Here is a 25683-nt window from a genome sequence, read left to right as displayed (position 1 = left end):
TATCCTTTCTAACAATTAAAAAATGATTCTAATATTCATTTATTTCTTTATATTTTTATTATGATTTACTCTACGTTTATATTCATCAATCAACAACGGCTGTATTAATGGATATGTCCAATCAACAGGTAATACTTCAGTGAAAATTATTTTTTCCATTTCACTCTGTAAATCATCTGCAAATGTTTTGATATCTGCATAATAAAGCATCCCATATGTTTCCTCGCCCGTTTCATTCACTCTGTTTTTTCCTGTAACAGAATATACACAAATAGGCATTATTTCAAAATCAATAGCTCCGGTTTCTTCTTTTAGTTCTCTTTTTGCTGTATCTTCAATCGCCTCACCATCATTTCTATGTCCACCTGGAATTTCAAGTGTTTTTCTTTCCTTATGTTGACAAAACACCCATTTCCCTCTTGAGCGTGAAATAATGACTGCAAATTTTAACAAAGAATCTTCAATATCATCATAAAATTTGACTTTCATAAATTTTATTCCTCTTTCGTAAATTATAATTATCAAATTTCTTTTATCATAAAGATTTCCATCGGCTGTTCATATCCTCTAATATCAATTACAAAACCGCCACATTCTTCGTATCCTAACTTTCTATAAAAATACTATGCATTTTCATTAACTGACGTAGCTGTTAATACCATTTCATATCATTTTTTCAATATTTTACCATATCCCAAATTCTGATATTTTTCATCTATATAGAGCATTGTGCAAAATAGTGGATTGGCCCAAAAAATCATCTTTTAATAATCCTATTCCATCTACAAGTAAAACATAGTCTTGCTGGTTTGCCACCTTTTTTGCAAATTCTTCTACCGATAAATGCTTATCCAAGCTATACCAAAAATTTTTATCATTTCCTTGTACATATCTAATCTTAATCATCTTGATATTTCCTGTAAATTCTAATTTTACAATATATTTATATCTACTGCAATAAAACCAAAGTGTCAACTTATAGCTTGATAAATAATTTATTTTTTACAAGCAGCAAAGTCATGGTAATGATTGCTACACCAATTAAAAGTTGTTTTAAAATTTATTGATAAAATCAGATATTTTTTATTGAAAACGCTTTCATTTTTATGAGAAATGTGCTATTATAATAGTGAGGAAAGGATTAGGAGAAAGGAGTTGATAATATGAATGAAATGTATATAATTACAGTATTAATGTTGTATACATTATTAGTTTTAAGTGAAGCATTATTAAGTACATATCGCTTATTAATGAATGAAAGCAATACAATCGAAGATAAATATATTTATCCAAAAAAGAATTTTATTAATTTAATTCATATTAAGATCACTCCATTAATTCTTAAAATCAATGAAAAAAAGGATTATCGACTAAATATGAAACGTAGACCCCCAATTATATTGGTGGCCCACTAAGGCTGGGTCTTAAAGATAAAAGAATTGATTGATGTGAATCAAGCAGTTTAATATAATTAAACAAGTGAGAATTTAAATTCTCACTTGTTTTTATTATCCTCAAGATATTCTAAAAAACTATTTATATCATAATTAACAATTAATTCTTTAGGAAAATCAATTTCCTGTAAAATACTTTCAATTTGATCGTAATTAATAATATCAAAATGAATATGCGCATCGCTGCCTAAAATAACCTTAACTTGATATTTTTTACATAACTTAAGCATCTCAATTACATTATTACGTGAATTTAACCTTGATGAACTCCGTAACGCATTATTATTAACTTCTAATAAAGTATGATACTTTTTGGCTGCTAAAACAACTCTCTGATAATCAAGAGGACAATTTCCATCATCAGGATGTACGATTACACTAATATGCGGATTTTTGATCGTTTCAATTACTGCTCTTGTATTTTGCTCGATTGTTCCAGCTTGATAGCACTGTAAATGAATTCCGGCCATACAATAATCAACATATTTATATAAATCATCATCAATACTTAACTTACCATCATAATCAAGAATATTAATTTCGATTCCTAACAATAAATTTACACCATTGATCTTTCTAGGAACAACCCCAAGATTTTTAAAATATATGGGATCGCAGGTCCCGGGAATACCTTGATCATGTTCAACGATTCCAAGTAATTTTAACCCTTTATTTTTAGCCTCATTTACCATTTCGCTAATAGTTGAATAAGCATGCCCGCTAGCTAAAGTATGGGTATGTACATCTAATTCATAATTTTCCATCCTAATCCTCCTTTTATATCTTATAGAATAGCTCATTTTTAAAATAAAATTAGCTTTTTTCTATTTCAGCAAAGGTAAATCGCCCGTTAACTTATTAATTCTTTTTTTACTACCATATAAACAAATACCAGAATAATTTAATCTAACTTCACTTGTCACTTTCATCTTAGAAATATATTCAGGATAATTTTTACAGCTTTGAGCCAAATCACTAAAATCAATAACTGCAATCTCATCATTATAATCATTCGCTTTTTCTAATATATTTCTAATCAATCCTTGATTCTCTTTCAAAATTACAATTGGAAGCATGACAATACCACAATGCCTATTATTTTCTAAATCAAATACATCTTCACCGATGATCTTTATGTCCAGTTTAGCTAATGCTGTAGCTAAAACAGCTGTCGTATTAGCAATTAAACCAAGCGGTAAACTTTCATCAACGATCATCACACACTTTTTTTCTATCATTTTTTACTCCCTTGCGATAAAAATAAGCCCATTAAAGTTAACAATGTACCTACCAAAGACAGTATCGTTATGCGCTCATTTAAAACAAGAAATGACGTTATTACAGTAACTACAGGTACGATATAAATATAAATACTTGTCTTTATTGTCCCAAGTATCTTAATCGCAAAATTCCAGGTTACAAAGCATCCTGCTGAAGCCCCAACTCCTAAAAAGACGATATTTCCTAAATAGACAGGATTAGCAAATCTTTTCAAATTCAATTTAAAATCAAGGGGAATTAATGTAAACAGCATAAAAATAATTCCATACATAAACATTCGCCTCGTTACTTGGATCGTATTAAAACCATATTCACTGATTTTTTTAGTTAAGATCGAATAAACTGCCCAAATCAATGCTGCCAATAAAGCTAATAGATCGCCTAATGGATTCAATTTAAAATTAGAACTAGTATTAAAACTAATCAATGAAATACCAATCATCGCTAAAACAAAACCGATAAAAAAATTCCGCTTTAATCTTTCCTCTTTTAAAACAAGATATGATAAAACAGCTGTAAAAAAAGGTGCTATAGAAATAATTACCCCAACATTAGCTGCTAAAGAATACGTCAAAGCAATATTTTCCAATAAATAATATAATGTAATTCCCGTCAATCCTGCTAAAGCAAAAGTAATTTCCTGCTTCTTAGTTGTACCTGATATCTTTTTAGGATAGATAATAATAAGAAGCAGCAGTCCCAGCAAAAATCTGAAAAAAAGAATCTCTATTGGTTTAAAATCAACCAATAATAACTTTGTCGAAATAAAAGTCGTTCCCCAAATAAAAATAGTTATCAAAGCCGCTAAATGCCCTTTTAAATTCTTATTCATCATTATCACCATTAAAAATATTTTGATATTGTTTTGGTGTCAACCCAATTAATTTTTTAAAAAAACGTATAAAATGACTTTGATCACTAAAACCTGCAAGAATCGCTGTTTCTGTTAAATCAATTCCAGCTTCTAAAAGTTTTTTAGCTTGGTTTATTCTAATCGTTTCTAGATATTGATATGGTGTTATTTGCATTTCATGAGTAAAATTACGAATCAAAGTATACTTATTCATTCCCGAAATCTGACTTAATTCATGTAATGAAATCTGTTTTTCATAGTTATCGTCTAAAAATTGTTTTACCTTTTTGATTGGTTCTTTGAATTCAACTCTTCTATCTGTTTTTAAAACAGCATATTCTTTGATTAATTGTTCTAATAATAGATAGAATAGTTCTTCTTTAAAAAATTCCGTTTCTTTTTTCATGATCATTTCATGCAATAATCTTAAATTATCTCTTAAATCACTTGAAAAAATAACAGGCGCTTTAAATTCCGGCAAATAAGCTATCGTAAAGATTTCTTTAGCTATTTTTTTCATTACAGCTTTACTAATATTTAAACAACGATAATCCAAAGCTTTTCCATCTTCACTATCACAACTATGACTATCTAAAGGATTTAATAATAATATATCGCCTTCTTTTAAAACATACTCGTTATTGTTGCAAGATAAAATCCGTTTCCCCTTTTCAACAAAACCGATTACATAATAGTCATGAAAATGATTAGGAAATTTTTGCATAACTCCTATAAACTGGTAAGCTTCGATCTTCAACTGTTCATCATAAACAATAATTCTTTTTTCTTCCATCATCATCACCATCATCAATATAACATAAATAAAAAAAACTTACTTGAACGATATTGACATATTAAAAGATGTGCATAAACACATCTTACATCAATTCCTGGGTATTTTGCTTTAGTGCTTCAATAAAAATCTGACCTAAATTACTGCGAATAGTATCTTTATGAACAATATAACCAATACTGATCACTTCATCGACATCAAGGGGAATGGCAATGATATTTTTACCATTTAACTCCTCGCTAATAACACCTGTACATATAGTATAACCATCCAAACCGATCAATAAATTAAATAATGTTGCTCGATCACTTACTTTGATCATCTTTTGATGAATCATCGTACTTAAAATTTCTTCAGAGTAATAAAATGAATTATATTGTCCCTGCTCAAATGATAAATAAGGATATGGTTCAATATCTTCAAGTGTCACAATCTTTTTACCAGCTAAAGGATTAGTATCACTTACAAAAATATGTGGTCTAGCATCAAACAGTTTATTAAAAACCAAATCATTTTCTTTTAATAATTTATTTATTACTTTTTTATTAAACTCGTTTAAATATAAGATTCCAATCTCACTTTTTAACGTTTTAACATCTTCGATAATTTCATGAGTTCGCGTTTCTCTAATCATAAATTCATAATCATTATCACGATATTTTTTTACTAGATCAACAAATGCATTAACAGCAAAAGAATAATGCTGTGTCGAAATACTAAAACGCTTTTTTGTCACTTTATCTTGTAAATATCTATTTTCCAACAAATCCGCCTGTTCCACAACTTGGCGTGCATAACCCAAAAATTCAAGTCCTTCATCACTGATTACAATACCTTTATTAGTTCGTGAGAAAATGACGATTCCTAGCTCTTTTTCTAATTCTTTGATTGCATTAGATAAACTTGGCTGCGAAATAAATAATTCCTTCGCCGCTTCGCTTATCGTTCCTTTTTGAGCTGTAGTAATAATATACCGTAGTTGTTGTAATGTCATTTTTTCACTTCCTTTTTAGCTATTTTAACATTATTTTTTGATTTGTTGAAGTTTAAGACGAATATTTTTAGTCGCTGTTACCATATTTTCAAGACTGCTTTGAGTCTCTAAAACCCCGCGTGTCTTTAATCCGCAATCCGGATTGACCCATAATTTATCTACTGGTATTTTTTCAACCATTGCCTCTAATGCTGATTCAAATTCTTCAACACCAGGAATTCTTGGTGAATGGATGTCATATACCCCTGGGCCTACCTCACTCTTGAACTTAACTTTATTTAAAGTATCTAATAATGTTAGATTAGAACGAGAGGCCTCAAATGAAATAACATCACTGTCCATATCTTCAATTGCTTGAATAATATCATCAAATTCACTATAGCACATATGACTATGAATCTGTGTATCAGCCTGAACACTACTGCTAACTAAACGATAAGCTGGAATTGCCCAATCTAAATATTCACTTTGCCAGTCACTTTTACGTAACGGTAATTTTTCTCTTAAAGCTGCTTCATCGATTTGGATGATCTTAATTCCCTTAGCTTCTAAATCTAAAACTTCATCTTTGATTGCTAAAGCTAATTGTAAAGCTGATTCTTTTAAAGAAATATCAACTCTTGGAAATGACCAGTTCAACATTGTAACAGGCCCTGTCAACATTCCTTTTACTGGTTTATCTGTCAAACTTTGGCTATAGACAGCATAATCGACTGTTAAAGGATGATTTCTAGAAATATCGCCCCAGATCACAGGTGGTTTGACACAACGAGTCCCATATGATTGAACCCAGCCATTTTCAGTAAATAAATAACCATCAAGATTTTCACCAAAATATTCAACCATATCATTTCTTTCAAATTCTCCATGAACAAGTACATCTAAACCAATTTCTTCTTGATATTTGATCCATTTTTGAATCATTGTATGATTGAAATTGCGATATGCAGTTTCATCTATTTCCCCTTTACGATACGCCCGCCGATTAGCACGAACTTCACTTGTTTGTGGAAAAGAACCGATCGTCGTTGTTGGTAAAAGAGGCAGATTTAACTTTTCTTTTTGAATTTCACGACGCTGATCAAACAATGGCTGACGAATAAAGTCACTTTCTTTCAATGAAGCTAAACGAGCTTGAACACTTGCATTACTACGGTTAGCAGCTTCATTAAAAATATTCACGTTATCAACATAATAACTATGCTTTGTTCCTAATTCAGAAATTATTTTTAACTGGAATAATTCAACTAATTTTTCTTTTGCGAAAGCAAGATGTCTTTTATACTTATCATCTAATTTTTCTTCGTTTTCCAAACTATATGGCACATGTAATAATGAACAAGATGTACTAATGACAATATCATTGACATTTTCGTTAATTTCTTCTAGCAAAATAATCGTCTTTTGATAATCATTCTTCCAAATATTTTTACCATTGACAATACCTGCAAATAATATCTTATTTTGATCAAAACCATATTTTTTGATTAAATTCAAAGTTTCTTTACCCTCAATAAAATCAAGACCAATACCATCAAAATCTAATGTCATAATATCATTATAACAATCTCGTATATCTCCAAAATAAGTTTGTAATAAAACCTTTATCGTTCCTTTTTCCTTCAAGATCTTAGTATATATATTTTTAAATAATCCAATATCCGCTTCACTCATATCAAGTACTAAAGCTGGCTCATCAAATTCAAACCATTGTGCATTTAAATCATTAAATTTAGTGATTATTTCTACATACACTCTAATAACATCATCTACAATATCCTGAATAGTTAAAGTTCCTGTAAAACGTAATAATTTAATTAATGTATACGGTCCAATAATTACTGGTTTAGTATTTATATTCAAATCTTTAGCTTCTTGATATTCATCAAATATTTTAGTTCCATTTAATTCAATTTGAACATCATCTTCAACTTCCGGTACTAAATAATGATAGTTTGTATTAAACCATTTTTTCATCGCTAAAGCTTTTACATCACCTGCTTCACCTTGATATCCTCGAGCCATAGCAAAGTATTTATCAAGAGGATCAAGATCCAAACTTTGATAACGTTTAGGAATGATATTTAATAAATATGCTGTATCTAAAACATTATCATAAAATGAAAAATCGTTTGATGAAATAAAATCTATTTTTTGATTATCTTGATCAAGCCAATTTATTTTTCTTAATGCTTTGGCTTTAGTAATTAACTCACTCTGTTCTATTTGTCCTTTTAAATATTTTTCAATTGCAAATTTTAATTCACGTTTCAATCCAATTCGTGGATATCCAATTACTGCTGTTTTCATCTTTTACCCCCATAATTTCTTTTTTAAAGACGCAGCCGCCTTCTTTAGATATAAGAATACTAGATTATTTTAATATTGAAAAATACTTATAATAATTAGTTGAACATAGTTTTAAACTATATTTATTTAAAAAAAACATCTTGTCATAAGATGTTTTAATAAATGTATGTAAAAACTATTTAATACTATTAATAAATACATTTTTATCTAAAGCTTTATTTTGGTGGGCAACTATCGTTGTACAAACAGCATCACCAGTAATATTTACAGCAGTTCTTGTCATATCTAAGATTCGATCAATTCCCATGATCATTCCAATCGCCTCAACTGGAAGTCCTACTGAATTGAAAACCATCGTTAATGTTACTAAGCCAACACTAGGGATGCCCGCTGTTCCAATTGATGCTAGAGTTGCCGTTCCAATTACGGTAATATAATCTGTAAAGTCGAGATTAATTCCAAAAGCCTGAGCCGCAAAAACAACAGCGACACCTTGCATGATAGCAGTTCCATCCATATTGATCGTTGCTCCTAAAGGAATCGTAAAAGATGAAATTCTTTTTGAAACTCCCATTTTTTTAGCTAAAGTATCAATTGATAATGGAATCGTAGCATTTGAAGTTGCCGTTGAAAAAGCAAATGCCATAACCGGAAAAAAGTTTTTGATAAATTTTATTGGATTTAAACCTGTAAATAGTTTTAATAAACCTAAATAAACAAAGAAACACTGCACTGCCAGAGCCAACAAGACCCCAATCATATATTTTCCTAATGGTAAAAAAGCGCTAAATCCGATTCCAGCAAAAGTCCTTGCAATCAGGCAAAATACCCCAATTGGCGCAACAGCCATTACCATCATTGTCATTTCCATCATAATATCATTAAATTGACTGAAAAAATTGCCTACTATTTCTGTCTTTTCACCTAATTTAGCTAAGATCACTCCTACTAATAAAGCAAATACAATGATTTGTAACATATTACCATTAGCTAATGAACCAATCGGATTATCAGGAATAATATTTAAAATCGTTTCAACTAATGATGTTGATTCCACACTATCAACACTCGTTACATTTGCTTGAATCGTTGACATATCTAGTCCCATTCCCGGATTGATCAAGTTTCCTACTAATAAAGCTACGGTTATTGCTAGTGCTGTAGTTAGAAGATAGAAAATGATCGTTCTAACGCCTACCGATCCTAATTTTTTTGTATCGCCAATTGCCATACTGCCACAAACTAATGAGCAAAATACTAATGGTACAACAAGCATTTTCATCAACTTTATAAATCCCTGGCCAACTACATACAAAATCCCATCGATCACAATATCATCACGAACAAAACTAGCTGGTAAAGCATATAAAACAATCCCTAAAATTGCTCCTAATAATAAAGCAATAAAGATCTTGGTCGTTAAACCCATCTTTTTCTTTCTTTTTTCTAATGCCATCCTAGCCCTCCTTTATATCTTTTAAATATTCATCTAATGATGTTTTCCAATCTGGCATTTCAAATTCATTTACTAAGCGCAAGATAAAATTATCTAAAACTGCATATGCTGGTCTAACAGTACCTTTATCAACATCTTTAGCTTCGACTTTTTTTAATTCAATTTTCTTATCAGCTCTTTCTTTAAGATATTGAGCAAATTCATAGCGACTGCAAACACCTTTACAAGTAATATGATAAGTACCATATTCATTTGTTTTAATTAAATATAAAATAGCTCGTGCTAAATCTTTAGCACTAGTAGGTGATCCTAGCTGATCACCAGCAACATTTAAAACTGCCTGATCATAATTTAAAAGATCATTAACGAAATTCTTTCCTTTTTTACCATATACCCAGTTACTACGAATAATAAAATGTTTATGAGTAAATTCTTTTACATAGTCTTCACCGGCTTTTTTAGAACGACCATAAATAGTTTGGGGATTAGTACGATCAAATTCATTATAGGGCCGATCATTTGTCCCATCAAAAACATCATCAGTAGATAACTGAACTACTTTAGCCCCAATTTTTCGTGCAACAATACACAAATTACGAGGTCCTAAAGCATTTACTCTAAAAGCCTGATCTTTATCACTGGCACACTCATCAAGATTCGTGATTGCAGCGCAATTAATAATTACATCAGGACGATTTATTTCTCCAAAGCGGATAATATCATTAGTATTGGCAATATCTATTTCTTCTTTATCAGTATTAAATACCTCAATATCCAGCGGTTCAATCAATTCATTTAAAGCTGTCCCTACCTGGCTATTTGAACCAACGATCCATAATTTTAGCATTCTTTTTACCTCCTCATAATAAAAGCGCTGAATAATCAACGCAATGATGACATTATATCAATTAACTCTATTACTGTCAAATCAGCTGTTATCATCCTTAAGTAAAGAAAAAAGTAAATCATCATAAATGATCCCTTGAAATCCTTTAACGGCTCTTCTTAAATGTCCTTCCAAAACAAATCCTAACTTTATTAATAGTTTTTTTGAAGCCGTATTATCAACAAAGACTCTACCACTAATAACTTCAATTCCCTGCTCAAATAATTCTTTGATTATAAGTTTTAAAGCCTCATACATATAGCCCTGACCCTGATAATTTTTATCTAAATAATATGAAAGACAAACAGCCTTTACTTGATATCGTAATTGATCTTGACCTACAAAAACAGCCCCAATTATGCGTTTAGAATCAGGTAGCTGTAAATAATAAGTATTTTTACGATCATCAATAATATCTTTAAGCATATCTTCGCGACGATAAAGTTTCATCGCATTATAGCGCTGCACATATTCACTATTATGAATTTTTAAAATTTCATCAACATCTTCTATTTCCGGTCTTTTAAGAATCAACCGCTCGCTCTTTAATATCATTAAATCCTCCAAATAACTCTGTTCCACAAGCAATAAAGTCTAATTTATCGATTCGTTTATGATGTTTATATATTAACACAGTAACTTTAGAATTTAAACTCTCTTTTACATCACTGTTCATCATTCCCAGTTGTGGCGCTTTCAACAAATAACTATTACCAGGAATAATTTTAATATAAAAACTGTAAGGATACTGTTTAATGATTAAATAATATTGACCTTTTTTAATCAACCATCTTTTTAAATATGCGCCATAATAACTAGCAACTCGATATTGTTTATCGTCTATCATCAAAACCATAATAATTCCAGTAAAACTAGTAATTTTAATGGGAATATTAGCTATGGCTAAAAATAATGAGGCTTTACATTGGTTGCAATCATTTGATTGTAACCATAAGTAATCTTTAGGAAATGAATATCCCCAATCTTTTTCCATATAACCAATTCCATTTATATTTATTTTTTGCTGGTTAATGATCAAACGACCTTTTATTTGATGTGATAAACTAATGATCCCGTGATTACATTCCATCTTCGCTAAATAATGAAAGGGACCCATAATAGTAGGTGCATATAATGAGGCTTTTAATGGTGTAAAAGCATCATTTTCTAATACTCCTCTTATTATGATTGTACCCTGATCCAGATTTAAAATAATTTTTTCTTTAGAAAAATAATTATTTTTTATTCTGATAAAAAATGGAGCATTTCCATATTCAAACTCATTCAAATCAAATTCAAGCATTTGACTAACATTAGTATACGTATCGATCGTTTGAATAAAAGCCATTGTCTCACTGACTCCCACAATAACCGCTAAAGAAACTTTCCGATCACTAACTCTAAAATACCAGCCTTCAAACATTCCTTTGTCTTTTAAATGTAATTGTATTTCTTGTTTTCTTTGATGCATATTTTCACTCCTTCAGTTCATATTTTACTTTAATGATCTGGATAATAATCATTAATATTGTCGGAACAATTATTAATCCTGTTATTCCCAAGATTTTCATTCCTAAATACATTCCAATCAATGATACTAATGGACTAACTCCTAAATTTTTAGCAATTAATTTAGGTTCTAAAATATTTTTAGTAATAACGATTACCATATATATAACTAATAAGCCTAAAGCCATTGACATGCGATTTGTTAAAGCATTGATAACAATCCAGGGAATCATGATCATATCAATTCCTAAAACCGGCATAAAATCAAAAATAGCAATAATACATGCCAGCATTATACAGTTATCTAATTTTATAATCATAAAACCAGCCCATAATTCAACAAAAGTAATGATCATGATTATAAAATATGCTTTAAACAGATTACTTAAAACATCTTTGATCATATTAATAACTAAAGAAACCATGGGATATCTTTGAATAACCAAATTATCTATTCTTTGATAATCTAATAAAATGAATAGCGAAGTAATGATCATAAAAATCAAATCAAACAAAATACTAGGAATTTTCATAATAACGGTAACTAGACCCGTAATAAATCCACTAGAAATACTTTCAACGATACTCATTGAACCATTATAAATAATATCGAGAAATCTAGCGGTATCAATGATATAGTTATTTTGACTAAGTAAATTATATAGATTAAATAAATAATCCGGTAGTAATTCTAAAACTGTATAAATTTGGATACAGCAAAAAATGATTATGGCGATAATTACAGCAATAAATAATAAATAATTAAACACAATTATGCTTTTAGCAAAAAAAACATTTTTTATTTTCAGGACTTCAATTTCCTTATTCAATAACGGCTGTAAAATCAAAACGATCAAACAGCTAAAAAAAAGCGGAATTAGCCAGTTGATCAATACATATGTAACAATAACCGCAATAATTAAGAGCATCAAATAATATCCATACTTGATTAATTTTTCTTTCATCTAATCACCAATACATTATATGTATAAAAATAAAAAGAATTCTTATTAGAATTCTAATTATTTACACTATGATGAACTACATAAGAGCTATCATCGATACCTTTAAAAACATAGCCTTTTTTTTGATAATACTGAATTACTGGTCCTAGTGCTTTTAAAGAGTTTTCCTTACCATTAGCATCATGAAATAATAATATAATATTATTATCATTAGAAGCAGTTGCATTTTTAATTAACTGATTAACTGATAATTGCCCCGAACCATCTTCACTATCTTCATTCCAATCGTAATACTGATAACCGCGGTTAATTATTTCCTTGGTTAATTTAGTCATAATTTTATAACAATATTTTTTTGACACATTATTACTGCTGCCTCCAGGAAAACGAATATACTTAGGAATTGAACCTATTTGACTATAAACAAGATCTTCGATTTTTTTTAAATCAGCAAAATAGGCTGACGAAGAATTATAAATCTGGTCATATTCATGAATGTAACTGTGCAAGCCGATAGTATGACCAGCATCATATGCTTTTTTAATTAAATAATAATACTCTTCATTGGTTCCGGTAACAAAAAAAGTAGCTTTAACATCATAAACATCAAGAATATCTAAAACTTTTTGAGTATTCTCTGATGGTCCATCATCAAAAGTCAAGTAAACAATTTTTTGATCACTTTGTTCAAAAGTACCAATTGTTTTATTTTCAACGACACTAACAATACATGTTTCTACAGTAGTATTTAATGATCGATCTTTGGCATGATAAGTTATCTGATAATCACCTACTTTTGAAATATCAAGATTTGAACTATCAATCGTTAAAATTGGACTATCATCTTGATTGTCTTTAACACTAACACTCGATAATAAATCAATATCACTATCTTTTAAAACCGTCAGATTACGGATCCCTAAAATTTGTGGTGGGGTTGTATCTTTAGCTAACACATGAACAATTGTTTTTTTTGAAATACGATTATTTCCGCGACAAATAATGATTTCAACTTCATGATCACCAATTTGATCAAACTGATAATCTTCTTTGAATTTAACTGTTGTTCGCTTAGAATCAAAACGGGTTTTGATCAAGTCATCAGCTGTTATTTTCATTCCTAAATCAATTGTTAGTTCTTGAACTTCTAAATCGGGTATGATCGTATCTTTTAATTCAATCGTGATTGTTGTTTTAATATTATTATAAGTGTATGTGATTGGATATTTACCAGTTTTATTGAAATTAATCTTGCTTGTATCTACACTTACATCATCGATTGAACCGCCAATGACTCTTTTAATATTAGCTTTAGGATCAAATTTATCAGATATTTCTATTGTCGGATGATAATTATATAAAATAATTTGATTTGTTTGATGAATGGATAAAGTTATTAATGAAATAATTAAAATTAAAACAATCAACATTAACTTGTATTTGGACACTTTTATCCCCTCATCAAACCATATTCAAAGTAAAAAAAAATAGAACTCATCAGAGTTCTATTCATCTTCTAACTGTTTCAATTCTTTTTCACCAGTAATATATTTAAGAATTGCAATAGCTGCTTCTTGAGGACCTTTATGCTCATTTCCTTTAATACCTAAACGAGTTCTTAACTGTCCTACTTTAATTCCTTGATCAAACATATGATTAAAATAATCCACTAAAATAGGCTCTGTTTGTTCCTGACGTTGTACTGGACCAAATGGATTTGCAAAATAACTTCCAACTAATCCATATTCAGTAGTTGTTCCTTTAGCCATACGATTACCAGCTCTAAATACGGTTAAAGCATCATCAACATTATCAAAGAAACTTAATGATTCGCCACCTTCTTCATAATTATTAGCATATAAGAAGAAGTCAACATCATGTTTAGCAACTACATCTTTATAATCTGTAATTGGTATTACGATTCGCGCATTGATTTTATCTGGATTCATAAATACTGAACGGTCTAACTCTTTAAAACTATATCCCGCATCTAAATCATCAAGTCTGACAAAAGCTCCAATTTCTGTACCAGAAGACTGTACTTTACCATCTTTATCTAATGACAATACCCCCATATCATCATAGACAGTAACTAAATCACGAATATATGCTGCACCAAATACTTTGATTTGTTCAATTGTTTCAGATTTACCAGCACCACTATCACCCATGACAACAATATTTTTAACCTCACCACTATGCAAAGTCATTTTAACCATTGCTCCGTGGATAGGTAACTGATGTTGATTGATTTTACGAACATTGTGTAAAGTTAACATCATTTTCTTCATATATCCAAAATAATCAAATTCATCACTTGCTGATAATAATGCTACCATCATATCATTTTCATCATCTTGATAGAAGCTTTGATTCATTTTACCATCTTCATATCCATATACATAGATAATATCTGGTTTACGATTACGATATTCTTCTTCGCTTGCAAGTTCAAACAAGTTACATAAAGCAACCCCTTGAGCCATGAAAGCAACATTGAAATATACAAATGCTAATAAATCTCCAACTTTAGCAGGATAACAGAACCATTGTTCAGGATCAAATTTTAAATCCTCGATTGGATTATGCTTCATTTCTGGGAAAACCCCATCACGTTTATTACGTTTTGAATAAGTAATAAATGGTGGATGTATAATAACTGTTTCAATAAATGGAATATCATCTAAATTACGATACTCATATGGTAAAAAAGAACGCATATTTGTTACTCTTAAACCAGCATTAACACCAGCAGTAATTTGACGATATACTTGATGACGATATCCTAAAGCCGTTTCTTCAATCGTACGATACACTTGAAGAACTAATTCTTCAAACTTAGCCTGAGCATCTGCAAATTGAACATTTTGATACCCACGACTTGTACTTTCATTATAAACGACACTATAACGCTGTAGCTTTCTCCAAAAAAGATATACTTCTTCAATGACTTTAACAAATTCATCACGATTTCTAAAATAACCAGCAAACTGTGGATAAGATTGTAATACTTCTTCTACTGACATAACTAGTAATAATTTAAAAATCGTTCTTAAATCAGCAACAATATCAACACTTTCTGATTTTACTTCTCTTAAATACGTATAAGTAGTATTTTCTTTTCTTTTACATACATGTATAAACCCTTTTAACACTCGTGCAAATGATTCACTTTCAATTAATTGACAACGAGATTGACAATATTCTTCAGAAAAATTTAAGATTGCGTTCCCGCGTGTAATTTTAAATTTGTAACCCATGTAACCACCCTTTCTTTATTCAATAAGTACTTCCCCCACTTATTGATTTTTGTCATTTTAACATAAAAGTCATATTGTATACAATACTTATTGCAAAAAAAATTAAATTTATTGATAAATCAAAAAAAGTCGTTAAGACCACGTAAATTATATGTAAACGATCACAAATCGAGTATTAACGGCTTTAGTTTTTATCTAAAATTATATCTGTAATGAATAAATTTTATAACAGCTATCCATCGTTTTTAAAACACCATCACAATATTCACATCTTGTTTGTAAAATATTTTTGATCGGCGCCCCGCAAAAAGGACAAACAGAATTATGATTTATTAACCATTCTGTTAAAAAATATTTATCTCGCATGATCTTCATTCGATAATTAGCATTTACTTTTTGATCGATCTTGCCTGATAAAACAATGCCATTACCTTCTTCCTGGTAATAATCAATTAAATTTACAAACATTTGAACTGTTATTGCTTCACAATCACTCAATCGTTCAAAATCAATGATTTTTGTTTCAATAATTTCCATTTCTTTAACAACATTTACAACTTTGTTTTCTTTCATTGTATTTAATTGTTTTTCATGAAGTTTATAAAGCGTTGTTGTTTCATAATATTTTAAAGTTTCTAAGTCTTTTTTTGACCAGGCTTCCTGCAGTTTTTCTAATACCTGATTACACCACTGTTTAAATTCCGTTTTATTAAAATTAGGATCGTCTTCATGAATTTTAGCAACAATATTCTTTTCAATCATTTTTTCACCTACTTTTTACTTATTCGAAGACTATTATAATTCCATACTATATATTGACCATCTTTAATAGTAATTGTTTTAGATTCAGGTCCAACTTCATATTTTTCTGCCGTTGATACATCAATCACACCATTTATTTCATCTAAAACATATACATTAACATAATAATCATAAGTAACTTCATATTCACCAGCTTCAATATGTTTTCCAACCTTAAAAGTATTTGTGATTTTTGATTTAATTTGTTCTGAATTATCAATATGGTACATTGTCGTCCCATTTAAAACTATTTTTTTACCTATAAAATCATCACCACTAGCATTAATAATAGTATTACTAGAAACATCTTCTTGATGTTCAAGAAAAACACGGCCTTTTTCGATACCATCATTTTTTACAACTACGTATTCACCTGGTAAAATATCTACCCCGATAATATATTCTCCTTCAGTATATACCATTTGTTTATATGCATTGTTTTTTTCCATCATATCGGGAGAAATCAAACCATTATCAAGATTTTCTTTAGCTGTTGTAAGCAGTTTTTTCCAATGCAAGTATTCTTGTTGATATTTTGTTACATCATAATATTTCAACTCATCTAAACAATTAGTTACTAAATTATTGTTATTTGATGCATAAGCAAGATCAACCTGTTTATTCATATTGTTTACTAATAAACTGATGCCATTAAGCAAACTATCTTTTGGATATTTTTGTTTCCAAACATTTAATTCACCATCATAATACTCTTCAAGTTCATCAAGATCTTTTGAAGCAGGAAAATCATTTTGTTCAAAATTCATTTTATCAACCGCTTTATATAATATATTGCTGTAAGTTAGAACCAAATCAGAACTAATACTATTATCAACACTCATTAAAATATTTTTTCTAGTATAAATAATACGTTTATTAGGTAAATCGGCCATATTTGGTAAATTGCCATATTTTTCATTTTCATATATTTCATCTAAATAATCGTTTTGAGCCTTTAAATATTCAACACGTAATTTTAAATCATCAGTATTATTAAACACTTCGATCGTAACAGCCTCAGTATTTTCAATATAATTTCCAATTTTTGCTCCTACTATTGCTTTAGCAATATATTGATGATTATTTTCGATGTTCGTATCCAGACGATTTTCAGATATTTTTAGATATTTAAAAATATTATCTTTATCATCATCTTCTTTCAATAAATTAAATAACTCATTGATTTCTTTTTTATTATTTTCATTAACCTTTTGTTCTTTTCCACCTGTAAAAAAAGCAATAACAACTATTACTAATACAATAATTATAAAACAGGAAAAAATTTTCAATGATTTATTCTTTTTTTTAATTGGAGATGGCGAAAGTATTGTTGTATATTTAGTAGAACCAATCATTTATATCACGTCCTTAGTTTTAGAATAACATATTTTTTCGTTAAAAACTACCCATAATAAAAACAGGCACTATGCCTGTTTTATCATCTTTAAAAGAAAGGAACTGTAAAGAACACTTTACCAATTACATCATCTTCAAAGTCAAAATAACCTAGTTTTCGAGAATCAAGACTATTATTACGATTATCCCCCATAACAAATACTTTACCTTCAGGGACATCAACAGTCATATCCTCACTATTAGCCATTACGCCATTGATATAGTCTTCTTCCAATAACTTACCATTTAAATAAAGTTCATTATCTTTAATTTCAATATGATCGCCACCAATACCAATAACTCTTTTAATTATAAATGTTTCTTTTAAATTAGCATCTTTATAATCAACTACAACAATATCATTCCTTTTAGGCTCACTATGCTTATAAAAAACTTTATCAACTAATACTATATTTCCTTCATGATAAGTAGGGAGCATTGAAGTTCCATATACCCTGGAAATTTGAACAAAATATAATATACCATATGTAATTAATAGTGTAACTACAATTACTTGAAAATATTCTACCCAAGCTCTTTTTCTTCTCACCACTATTTTTCTAACTTCTGGTTTTTCACCGCTGACTTCTACTTCTTCATTCATTTTATCACCTGATGACATTATAACATGTTTTATTATTCGTTCAAGTGATTACGTAATTTTGCGATAATTTTCTTTTCTAGACGGGATACCTGCACCTGTGAAATATTTAATCTTTGAGCCACCTTTTCTTGATTAAAATCGAGCTGATAACGCATATATAAAATTAATTTTTCTTTTTCATCTAGTTTGTCAATTTCCATTTTTAAAGCAATTTTTTCAAACCACATTTTATTATGCTTATCTTCAACTCTTTCTTCCATCGAAATAGATGATCCATCTTTTTCATAGATTGGTTCATTTAAAGATGTTGGATAATATGATGAATCAATTGCCTCAACGACATCTTGAACATCAACCTTTAAATATTTTGCTATCATTTCAACTGTGGGCTCCTGTCCACTTTGATTGATCAATAATTCGCGTACTTTATTAATTTTTAGATTCAACTCTTTTAAAGAACGACTTACTTTAATCGTTCCATCATCTCTAAAGTAACGTTTGATTTCACCCATAATGATTGGTACTGCATAAGTTGAAAATTGAACCCCATAGTTAGTATCAAAGTTATTAACGGCTTTCATTAAACCAATACAGCCAATTTGAAATAAATCCTCTTTATCATAGTAGTTATTTTTAAAACGATGTACAATCGACCAGACTAAACCTAGATTTTGACTTACCACTAATTCTTTAGCATGATCATCCCCGCATCTTGCTTTTTCAATTAGTTCAATTGTATTTGTTTTAGTCAACGCTGGAATCTTTCAATTGCTTTTTAATAGTTAGTTTTGTTCCTAAATTTAAAGTTGAATGAATTTCTAGATTATCACAAAGGGCTTCAATAATCGTTAGACCCATTCCGGCATGTTCTAACTCTTTTAATGAAGTATACATAGGCATTTTTGCTTCCTCAATATTCTCTATTCCTTTACCATAATCTTGGATCACAATTTTTATTTCCCGATTTTCTTTAATCGATACCTTAATGATTACTTTACAGTCAGCATTATTTTGATACCCATGAATTATTGCATTACTTACCCCTTCAGAGATAATCGTTTTTATTTCGGCCAATTCATCAATAGTAGGGTTTAAAGATGTGATAAATGACGCAACGCTTGTCCTTGCAAAGGGTTCGTTTTCAATTTTAGCATTAAAACTAAGTTCCATTTGATTCATTATTCTTTTACCCCCTCTACATATTCCATCAAATCAAACATTCCTGATAACTCAAATACTTTATACGATGTTTTTGATAAGTTTGCAAGAACTAGTTTTCGTTTTTCATTATTTAACTGGTTATAGCGTCCTAATACTAAACCAATTCCTGAACTATCGATAAAATTTGTATGTAAAAAATCAAAATATACTGTGCCGCCACTTTTATCCAAAATACTATCTAATAGGCTGCGATACTTAGCTGCATTACTACAACTTAGTTCGCCATAAAAATAGATAGTAATTTTATCATCTAAGATCTTATATTCTATTTTATTTTCCATTATTTCATCTCCTCGAAGCTATCATACAACTTTTAAAAATATGAATAAATGCTTTCGACAAAACTAGAATAATGGTAACAAAAATAGAAGTAATTTAACTAAATGAGCTTAAATATGATTTTATTTATATTATTCTTTTATCTTTATATACATGTACTAATATTTTCTAATTGTTTGATGTATTTTTATCAATCTTGGACATATTATTTATTGAGGCGATCAAATTGATTAAAAAAACACTAATAACCTTACTAATTATCTGTTTATTACCAATAACTAATGTAAAAGCATTAGATAATGATGTTACCCCTAATGCTAGAGCAGCCATTTTAATCGAAGCTAATTCAAGACAAGTTTTATATGATAAAAATTCTAATGAAAAATTATATCCAGCATCAACAACAAAAATAATGACCATGATCTTAATGTTTGAGGCCATTAGAGACAATAAAATATCTTTTGATGATCAGATAACTACATCAAAATATGCTGCTAGTATGGGTGGCTCTCAAGTGTATCTTGAACAAGGTGAAACCATGTCTTTGAAAGATATGTTTAAATCAATTGCTATTGCTAGTGCTAACGATGCTAGTGTTGCTGTAGCTGAATATATTGCTGGAAGTGTTGATAAATTTGTTTCGATGATGAATGACAAAGCTCAACAATTAAATTTAAAAAATACACATTTTAAAAATGCTACTGGTTTACATGATAATGATCATTATACATGTGCCCATGATCTAGCCTTAATGGCTGCATATTTGATTGAAATTGGTGGTGATGATTTATTAAGTGTCACCTCACTTTATGATAGTTATATCCGTGAAAATACCAAACAAAGTTTTTGGCTGGTTAATACAAACAAACTTTTAAAATTGTATGATGGTGTTGATGGATTAAAAACTGGTTATACTAAAGAAGCTGGATATTGTCTAGTGACTACTTCGAAACGTGATAATCAAAGAATAATTGGGGTTTTAATGAAGGAAAGTGCTCCCAAAACAAGAAATGAAGAAATGTGTAATTTGCTTGATTATGGTTTTAATAATTTTAAACAGGAGATTATTTTTAAAAAAGATGATATTATTGAAAAATATGTAATTGATAAAATGGATAATATAACTATTGATGTAAAATGTAAACAAGATATTGCTTTTACTAAAGCTAAAAACAGCGATAGTAAATATTCAACTGAAATAACTTATAAAGATAATATTTTACCGGTTAAAAAAGGAGATATTATTGGCACTTTGACTGTCACCGTCGATGGTACAGAGACTGCAAGTTATGATTTGTATAGTGATAATGATGCTAGTAAAGCTACCTATTTTTCTAAACTGATCAAAACATTTAAAACTTTATTTTAAATAAAATGTCTGAAATATTTTTTATTTCAGACATTTTATGATTATTTTACATAATAACAAAATATTCTTTGACTACATCTTAATACTGCTATATTTTTGAAAATTTTCTCTACTATTAATATTCTCCTTAATAACAAATAATTAATTTCTATTCACATACTATTATGTCATTTTACGTAATCTAAATTCATGTTATATATATTTCTTTTTATATATTACTTTATGGTCATTATCTATAAAAAGTTTATATCTATTTTTGCTACTTTAAACTTATTAACAATAAATATAATTCTATAAATAACAGTTATTTAATCAGTGTAAATTGAATTATAGCAATGATCTTTAACTAATTTTTTAAACAAAAAAAGAAATAATCGGTAAATTATTTCTAGATTAAAATATTTTTTATCTAAAATAAACTCATATAAATATCTCATTAAATCATCTTAATAAAATCGTCACTAATTTTCTTATCTAACTTAAGGAATATCTTTTCAACCTGTTCAGTTACTCCTTGTGTTAATTCCTGAATAAGCATCAATAAAACCATTTCAAATATATCTTTATCTAAAACTATTTGATTGATTTTATTGTATAAAAGCAACACTTTATCATTACTACAAATAATTATAGGCACGTATGGGAAAATCCCTAAATATTTGCAATACTTAAGATAATTTTCATAACTGATCTGTCCACCATTTTCAAAACGATAAACAGAACTTATACTCAAGTTTAAGATTTCAGCAATTTTCTTCTGTGAAATCTTTTTTGATTTTCTAATCTGTTTTAAGATTAAACCTACTGGTAAAATAATATCACCTATTTAATTAACTTAAGTCGTTTCATACATTCATATATGCCATCATGATCAGGCTCCTCAAATGTATCATCAGCAATTGCTTTTAACTTTTCAGGTGCTAAATATGAAACTACGCCATAACCAGCCGTTTCAATCATCTGATAATCATTCATACTATCACCAAAGGCAATCGTATCTTTCATATCAGCTTTAAAATAATCTATTACTCGTTTTATTGCATCTCCTTTAGTACAATCCTTGAGAATAATCTCACCATTAATAAAATCGTCTGACTCTTTAGAAAAAATAACTATATTAAAAAACTCGTTTAAATATTTTACACAATCATAAAATGCTAATTTATCTTCAGAAATAAAACATACTTTAGTTACTTTAGTCTTTAAAATATCAAATTTACTGATTGGTAATCTAACTTCCTCATTTTTCCGTTCTTCCATAAAACGTGCTAATTCAAGATTTTCTTTTACAACGTTTTTATTCTTTTTATCAAAAAAATCTTGAACTCCCGGAGTCTGATATAAAGCTTCTTTTGTTTCTAAACTAAATAAAATTCTAGCATTAGTAAATAAAAGCATTACTTCAGATAATACATATTGATTAATAAAATTCTCAAATATATATTTATCTTTTATACTAATAAAGCCCCCTGCCGATGAAATAATTCCATCAAAACCAATATCTTTGACATCTTTCATGATTGATATCGGTGCTCTTCCAGTACATAAAAAAGCTTTATGACCTTTTTTACGGGCCTGACGAATTCCTTCGATCGTTTTTTGGCTAACACGCTTACTTGGACCTATCAACGTACCATCAATATCAAAAAATAAATATTTATACATTTTCAACCTCCATTCATCTATATTATACAAGAATTTCATCAATTAGTATTGGCTTTTTTACAAAAAAATCAACTATTTTATAAGCCTGATAAAACTCTTCAATTAATTCTTGAGCAATTTCATCATTTCCATGAAGATAAGCTAAAACATCTCCCCTATCACATTTATCACCTACTTTTTTATTCAAAACAATTCCTACACTATGATCTATAATATCATCTTTTACCAATCTTCCTCCCCCAAGTTTCATTGAAATTATTCCTAATGCTTTAGCGTTTATCTCTTTAACATACCCGTCTTTTCTAGCTTTGATAGGAATAATAAACTTAGCTTTTTTAAATAAATCAGGATTATCTATATAATTAACATCACCATTTTGATAGTCAACCATTTCTCTTAATTTCTTTAATGCTGTTTTATTTTCTATCGTCTGTTTTAATAATTTTACTGCCTCAGCTTCATTTTGACATCTTTTAGCTTGAACTAAAATATTACTACCAGCTTGTAAACATAATTCTAATAGATCTTGAGGTCCTTCGCCCTTTAATGTATCGATTGCTTCGATTACTTCCAAAGCATTACCAATCGCATTACCTAATGGCTGATTCATATCAGAAATAATTGCACGAGTATCTTTACCTAATCGCTGTCCTATTTCTATCATCGTATGCGCTAATATTATAGCTTCTTCTTTAGTTTTCATAAAAGCACCTTGACCATATTTTACATCTAATAATATTACATCACTTCCAGAAGCAATTTTTTTAGCCATGATTGAAGAAGCTATCAAAGGAATGCTATCAACAGTAGCTGTAACATCGCGCAAAGCATACATTTTTTGATCAGCAGGAACAATTTTAGTACTTTGACCAATAATAGCAATCCCAATTTCATTAACCTGCTTAATAAAATCAGCTTTACATACTTGAATGTTAAATCCGGGAATTGACTCTAATTTGTCTAATGTCCCGCCAGTATGTCCCAAACCTCTTCCTGACATTTTTGCTATTTTGACATCACATGCTGCAATCATTGGTCCTAAAACCAATGATGTTTTATCCCCAACACCACCAGTTGAATGCTTATCTACTTTAATTCCTTCAATATCCTTTAAATTAATTATCTCACCACTATGAATCATTTCATCTGTCAAAATTACCGTTTCTGACATCGTTAAACCATTGAAACATACACTCATTAAAAAAGCACTCATCTGATAATCAGGTATTTTCCCTTTACAATAACCATCAATTATAAAATGATACTGTTTTCTTGTTAAAGAGTGATTATTTTTCTTTAAATCAATTAAATCTACCATCCGCATAAATATCTCCTCCAGTATTTAAATTAATTAAAGCAAAATATTAACTAAAATTTCTTCTTCAATAATTAATTCTTTTTTGTTTCCTAAAAAATACAAAAGGAAGTATTAACTTCATTGCCGATAATTAAAACTTCCTTAATTTCGTTTGTACATTAGCTAATAAAAACTTTTTCTTTATCATTTAATCATATCTATTTTTTGCTTAAAAACTTTAAAATCAGCTTCTTTAAAAATTAATTCAATTATTTCTTCTAATTGCTTCCCTGTTAAGCTCTCTACCCATTCCTGGCAGTCTTGATGATATTGCTTTTTAATCAATTTAATACATGTTTGCTCAATACCTTTTTCAATACCCTGTTCAACACCTCGCTCAATTCCTTGAGCAATACCTTGTTCAATCCCTTGTTCGATACCCTGCTCGATGCCTTTTTTGATTCCTTCTTCGATCCTTTTGGCTGTCTTTTCTTCGCGTTCCATCTCTAAGGATTCAGTTCTAAGCTTCGCTAACGCTAACTGGTTCGCTAATGACCATATCGGCTCATTACTTCTAAACTTGTCATACATCTTTATCACCATCTCCACTATATCTTCTTCTCTTTCCTTCATTATAGCAGTGTATTCATTTTTTATAAACAAATAACATAATCTTTCTAGATCATTTAATCCTGCGATTCCTTTTTCTTTGATGATCTTATCGATATGTCTCATCTTGATAAAATAGCGATAGTTAAGATTTTCTTTTTCCAGCTCTCCCTGATCATCTCGAAACGCATAATCTTTGATCAAACGATCATCATCTTCATTGATAAAGATGATTTGATATACTGGTCTTAGCTGATGATATTTTTCACCGGTATCGATCTGTTCTACTAACAGTCTGGCCCCATAGAACTGAAAGCGGGTGCTTTCGCTATTACTGTTGCCGGCCATCTGCATTTCGATATCAATGATTCGACCCTTTTCATCAACAGCACAGATATCGAGGATAATATTTTTAGCGAGGACCGTATTTTGATTGATTTCCGGATTTTTAACGATCATCTGCTGGCAGTCAAGATGGGTGACAGATTTAACGATAAACTTTCTCAGTTTTATAGATTCTAAAGTATCTCTGGAAAGCAGGTATTTAAAGAACAGGTCATTACTAAAGCGAACATTATTATTATCGATAATAGTTTTTTCATGAATCATATTTTTTCCTCCTCATTATCTTTTACAATCTAAAAAGGAGAATTACTTTAAAAAAAACAGCTTTTTTTGAAAA

The 25683-nt window shown here is 29.2% G+C and carries 27 protein-coding genes; 2 read left to right on the top strand and 25 right to left on the bottom strand.

Translation table 11 applies throughout. From position 1 onward, the window contains the following. Positions 1–39 precede the first annotated feature (39 nt). On the bottom strand, positions 40–489 hold the full coding sequence (locus OC535_RS01600) for an NUDIX hydrolase (protein WP_227052169.1): 450 nt from the start codon (positions 487–489) through the stop codon (positions 40–42). Between the two features lie 222 nt (positions 490–711). After that, positions 712–906, bottom strand: a complete 195-nt coding sequence (locus tag OC535_RS01595; RefSeq protein ID WP_227052171.1) for a hypothetical protein — start codon at positions 904–906, stop codon at positions 712–714. Positions 907–1163: 257 nt separating this feature from the next. Between OC535_RS01595 and OC535_RS01590 the strand changes: the two genes are divergently transcribed. Then, the gene (locus tag OC535_RS01590; protein ID WP_227052172.1) at positions 1164–1415 is read left to right on the top strand and encodes a hypothetical protein; all 252 of its coding nucleotides are present in this window, start codon (positions 1164–1166) and stop codon (positions 1413–1415) included. 80 nt (positions 1416–1495) lie between these two features. On the opposite strand, the gene OC535_RS01585 is transcribed toward OC535_RS01590, so the two are convergent. The 19 genes from OC535_RS01585 to OC535_RS01495 all read right to left on the bottom strand — a co-directional run bounded on the left by OC535_RS01585 (position 1496) and on the right by OC535_RS01495 (position 20063). Continuing rightward, positions 1496–2218, bottom strand: coding sequence for a phosphatase (locus tag OC535_RS01585; protein ID WP_498823004.1), 723 nt, complete (start codon positions 2216–2218; stop codon positions 1496–1498). Between the two features lie 60 nt (positions 2219–2278). Continuing rightward, positions 2279–2692, bottom strand: a complete 414-nt coding sequence (locus tag OC535_RS01580; RefSeq protein ID WP_498823003.1) for a DUF2000 domain-containing protein — start codon at positions 2690–2692, stop codon at positions 2279–2281. Further along, on the bottom strand, positions 2689–3567 hold the full coding sequence (locus OC535_RS01575) for a DMT family transporter (RefSeq protein WP_227052182.1): 879 nt from the start codon (positions 3565–3567) through the stop codon (positions 2689–2691). Before OC535_RS01575 ends, OC535_RS01580 begins: the two co-directional genes overlap by 4 nt. After that, complete coding sequence (locus OC535_RS01570) at positions 3560–4384, bottom strand: AraC family transcriptional regulator (protein WP_498823002.1); 825 nt, start codon at positions 4382–4384, stop codon at positions 3560–3562. Before OC535_RS01570 ends, OC535_RS01575 begins: the two co-directional genes overlap by 8 nt. Positions 4385–4466: 82 nt before the next feature. Then, positions 4467–5375 (bottom strand): LysR family transcriptional regulator, encoded by a 909-nt coding sequence (locus tag OC535_RS01565; protein WP_024722216.1) that lies wholly within the window; start codon positions 5373–5375, stop codon positions 4467–4469. A 30-nt stretch (positions 5376–5405) separates the two neighbouring features. After that, positions 5406–7685, bottom strand: a complete 2280-nt coding sequence (metE, locus tag OC535_RS01560) for a 5-methyltetrahydropteroyltriglutamate--homocysteine S-methyltransferase (RefSeq protein ID WP_498823001.1) — start codon at positions 7683–7685, stop codon at positions 5406–5408. A 175-nt stretch (positions 7686–7860) separates the two neighbouring features. Beyond that, positions 7861–9141: a dicarboxylate/amino acid:cation symporter gene (locus OC535_RS01555; protein WP_498823000.1), complete on the bottom strand. Its 1281-nt coding sequence runs from the start codon at positions 9139–9141 to the stop codon at positions 7861–7863. Between the two features lies 1 nt (position 9142). After that, positions 9143–9988, bottom strand: coding sequence for a dTDP-4-dehydrorhamnose reductase (rfbD, locus tag OC535_RS01550; RefSeq protein WP_024722218.1), 846 nt, complete (start codon positions 9986–9988; stop codon positions 9143–9145). Between the two features lie 81 nt (positions 9989–10069). Beyond that, positions 10070–10582, bottom strand: coding sequence for a GNAT family N-acetyltransferase (locus OC535_RS01545; protein ID WP_498822999.1), 513 nt, complete (start codon positions 10580–10582; stop codon positions 10070–10072). Next, positions 10551–11498 carry a tocopherol cyclase family protein gene (locus tag OC535_RS01540; protein ID WP_227052194.1) on the bottom strand — a complete coding sequence of 316 codons (948 nt, stop codon included), beginning with the start codon at positions 11496–11498 and terminating at the stop codon, positions 10551–10553. The genes OC535_RS01545 and OC535_RS01540 overlap by 32 nt, the downstream gene beginning before the upstream one ends. 4 nt (positions 11499–11502) lie before the next feature. Further along, the gene (locus tag OC535_RS01535; protein WP_498822998.1) at positions 11503–12501 is read right to left on the bottom strand and encodes an AI-2E family transporter; all 999 of its coding nucleotides are present in this window, start codon (positions 12499–12501) and stop codon (positions 11503–11505) included. Positions 12502–12554: 53 nt separating this feature from the next. Further along, on the bottom strand, positions 12555–13949 hold the full coding sequence (locus tag OC535_RS01530; protein WP_024722221.1) for a polysaccharide deacetylase: 1395 nt from the start codon (positions 13947–13949) through the stop codon (positions 12555–12557). Between the two features lie 57 nt (positions 13950–14006). After that, positions 14007–15761: a phosphoenolpyruvate carboxykinase gene (locus OC535_RS01525; RefSeq protein WP_227052199.1), complete on the bottom strand. Its 1755-nt coding sequence runs from the start codon at positions 15759–15761 to the stop codon at positions 14007–14009. Between the two features lie 201 nt (positions 15762–15962). Continuing rightward, positions 15963–16523, bottom strand: coding sequence for a TIM44-like domain-containing protein (locus OC535_RS01520; RefSeq protein ID WP_498822997.1), 561 nt, complete (start codon positions 16521–16523; stop codon positions 15963–15965). Positions 16524–16531: 8 nt separating this feature from the next. Next, positions 16532–17917: a hypothetical protein gene (locus OC535_RS01515; protein WP_498822996.1), complete on the bottom strand. Its 1386-nt coding sequence runs from the start codon at positions 17915–17917 to the stop codon at positions 16532–16534. 89 nt (positions 17918–18006) lie between these two features. After that, positions 18007–18561, bottom strand: coding sequence for a signal peptidase I (lepB, locus tag OC535_RS01510; protein ID WP_024722225.1), 555 nt, complete (start codon positions 18559–18561; stop codon positions 18007–18009). A gap of 32 nt (positions 18562–18593) precedes the next feature. Next, a complete protein-coding gene (locus OC535_RS01505; RefSeq protein WP_024722226.1) occupies positions 18594–19313 on the bottom strand; it encodes a SigB/SigF/SigG family RNA polymerase sigma factor in 720 nt (239 codons plus the stop codon). Next, positions 19306–19740 carry an anti-sigma F factor gene (gene spoIIAB, locus OC535_RS01500; protein WP_034864400.1) on the bottom strand — a complete coding sequence of 145 codons (435 nt, stop codon included), beginning with the start codon at positions 19738–19740 and terminating at the stop codon, positions 19306–19308. The genes OC535_RS01505 and spoIIAB overlap by 8 nt, the downstream gene beginning before the upstream one ends. Further along, positions 19740–20063 (bottom strand): STAS domain-containing protein, encoded by a 324-nt coding sequence (locus OC535_RS01495; RefSeq protein WP_227052210.1) that lies wholly within the window; start codon positions 20061–20063, stop codon positions 19740–19742. Before OC535_RS01495 ends, spoIIAB begins: the two co-directional genes overlap by 1 nt. Positions 20064–20287: 224 nt before the next feature. On the opposite strand from OC535_RS01495, the gene OC535_RS01490 reads away from it, so the two are divergent. Then, positions 20288–21430, top strand: coding sequence for a D-alanyl-D-alanine carboxypeptidase family protein (locus OC535_RS01490; RefSeq protein WP_051409490.1), 1143 nt, complete (start codon positions 20288–20290; stop codon positions 21428–21430). Positions 21431–21866: 436 nt separating this feature from the next. Here the strand turns inward: OC535_RS01490 and OC535_RS01485 are convergent, their stop codons facing one another. The 4 genes from OC535_RS01485 to OC535_RS01470 form a co-directional block, all read right to left on the bottom strand. Beyond that, positions 21867–22214 carry a helix-turn-helix domain-containing protein gene (locus tag OC535_RS01485; protein ID WP_498823080.1) on the bottom strand — a complete coding sequence of 116 codons (348 nt, stop codon included), beginning with the start codon at positions 22212–22214 and terminating at the stop codon, positions 21867–21869. A 38-nt stretch (positions 22215–22252) separates the two neighbouring features. Next, the gene (locus tag OC535_RS01480) at positions 22253–23095 is read right to left on the bottom strand and encodes a Cof-type HAD-IIB family hydrolase (RefSeq protein WP_227052211.1); all 843 of its coding nucleotides are present in this window, start codon (positions 23093–23095) and stop codon (positions 22253–22255) included. 22 nt (positions 23096–23117) lie between these two features. Then, entirely contained in the window at positions 23118–24419 is a 1302-nt protein-coding gene (locus OC535_RS01475) for a pyrimidine-nucleoside phosphorylase (RefSeq protein ID WP_498822995.1), read from the bottom strand. Positions 24420–24596: 177 nt separating this feature from the next. Continuing rightward, a complete protein-coding gene (locus OC535_RS01470; RefSeq protein WP_498822994.1) occupies positions 24597–25610 on the bottom strand; it encodes a PD-(D/E)XK nuclease family transposase in 1014 nt (337 codons plus the stop codon). Between the last annotated feature and the right edge of the window lie 73 nt (positions 25611–25683).

Origin of the sequence: Clostridium sp. Marseille-Q5894, from assembly GCF_946902305.1 — a bacterium.
Lineage (GTDB): Bacteria > Bacillota_I > Bacilli_A > Erysipelotrichales > Coprobacillaceae > Thomasclavelia.
This window is presented reverse-complemented; position numbering and strand designations above follow the sequence as displayed.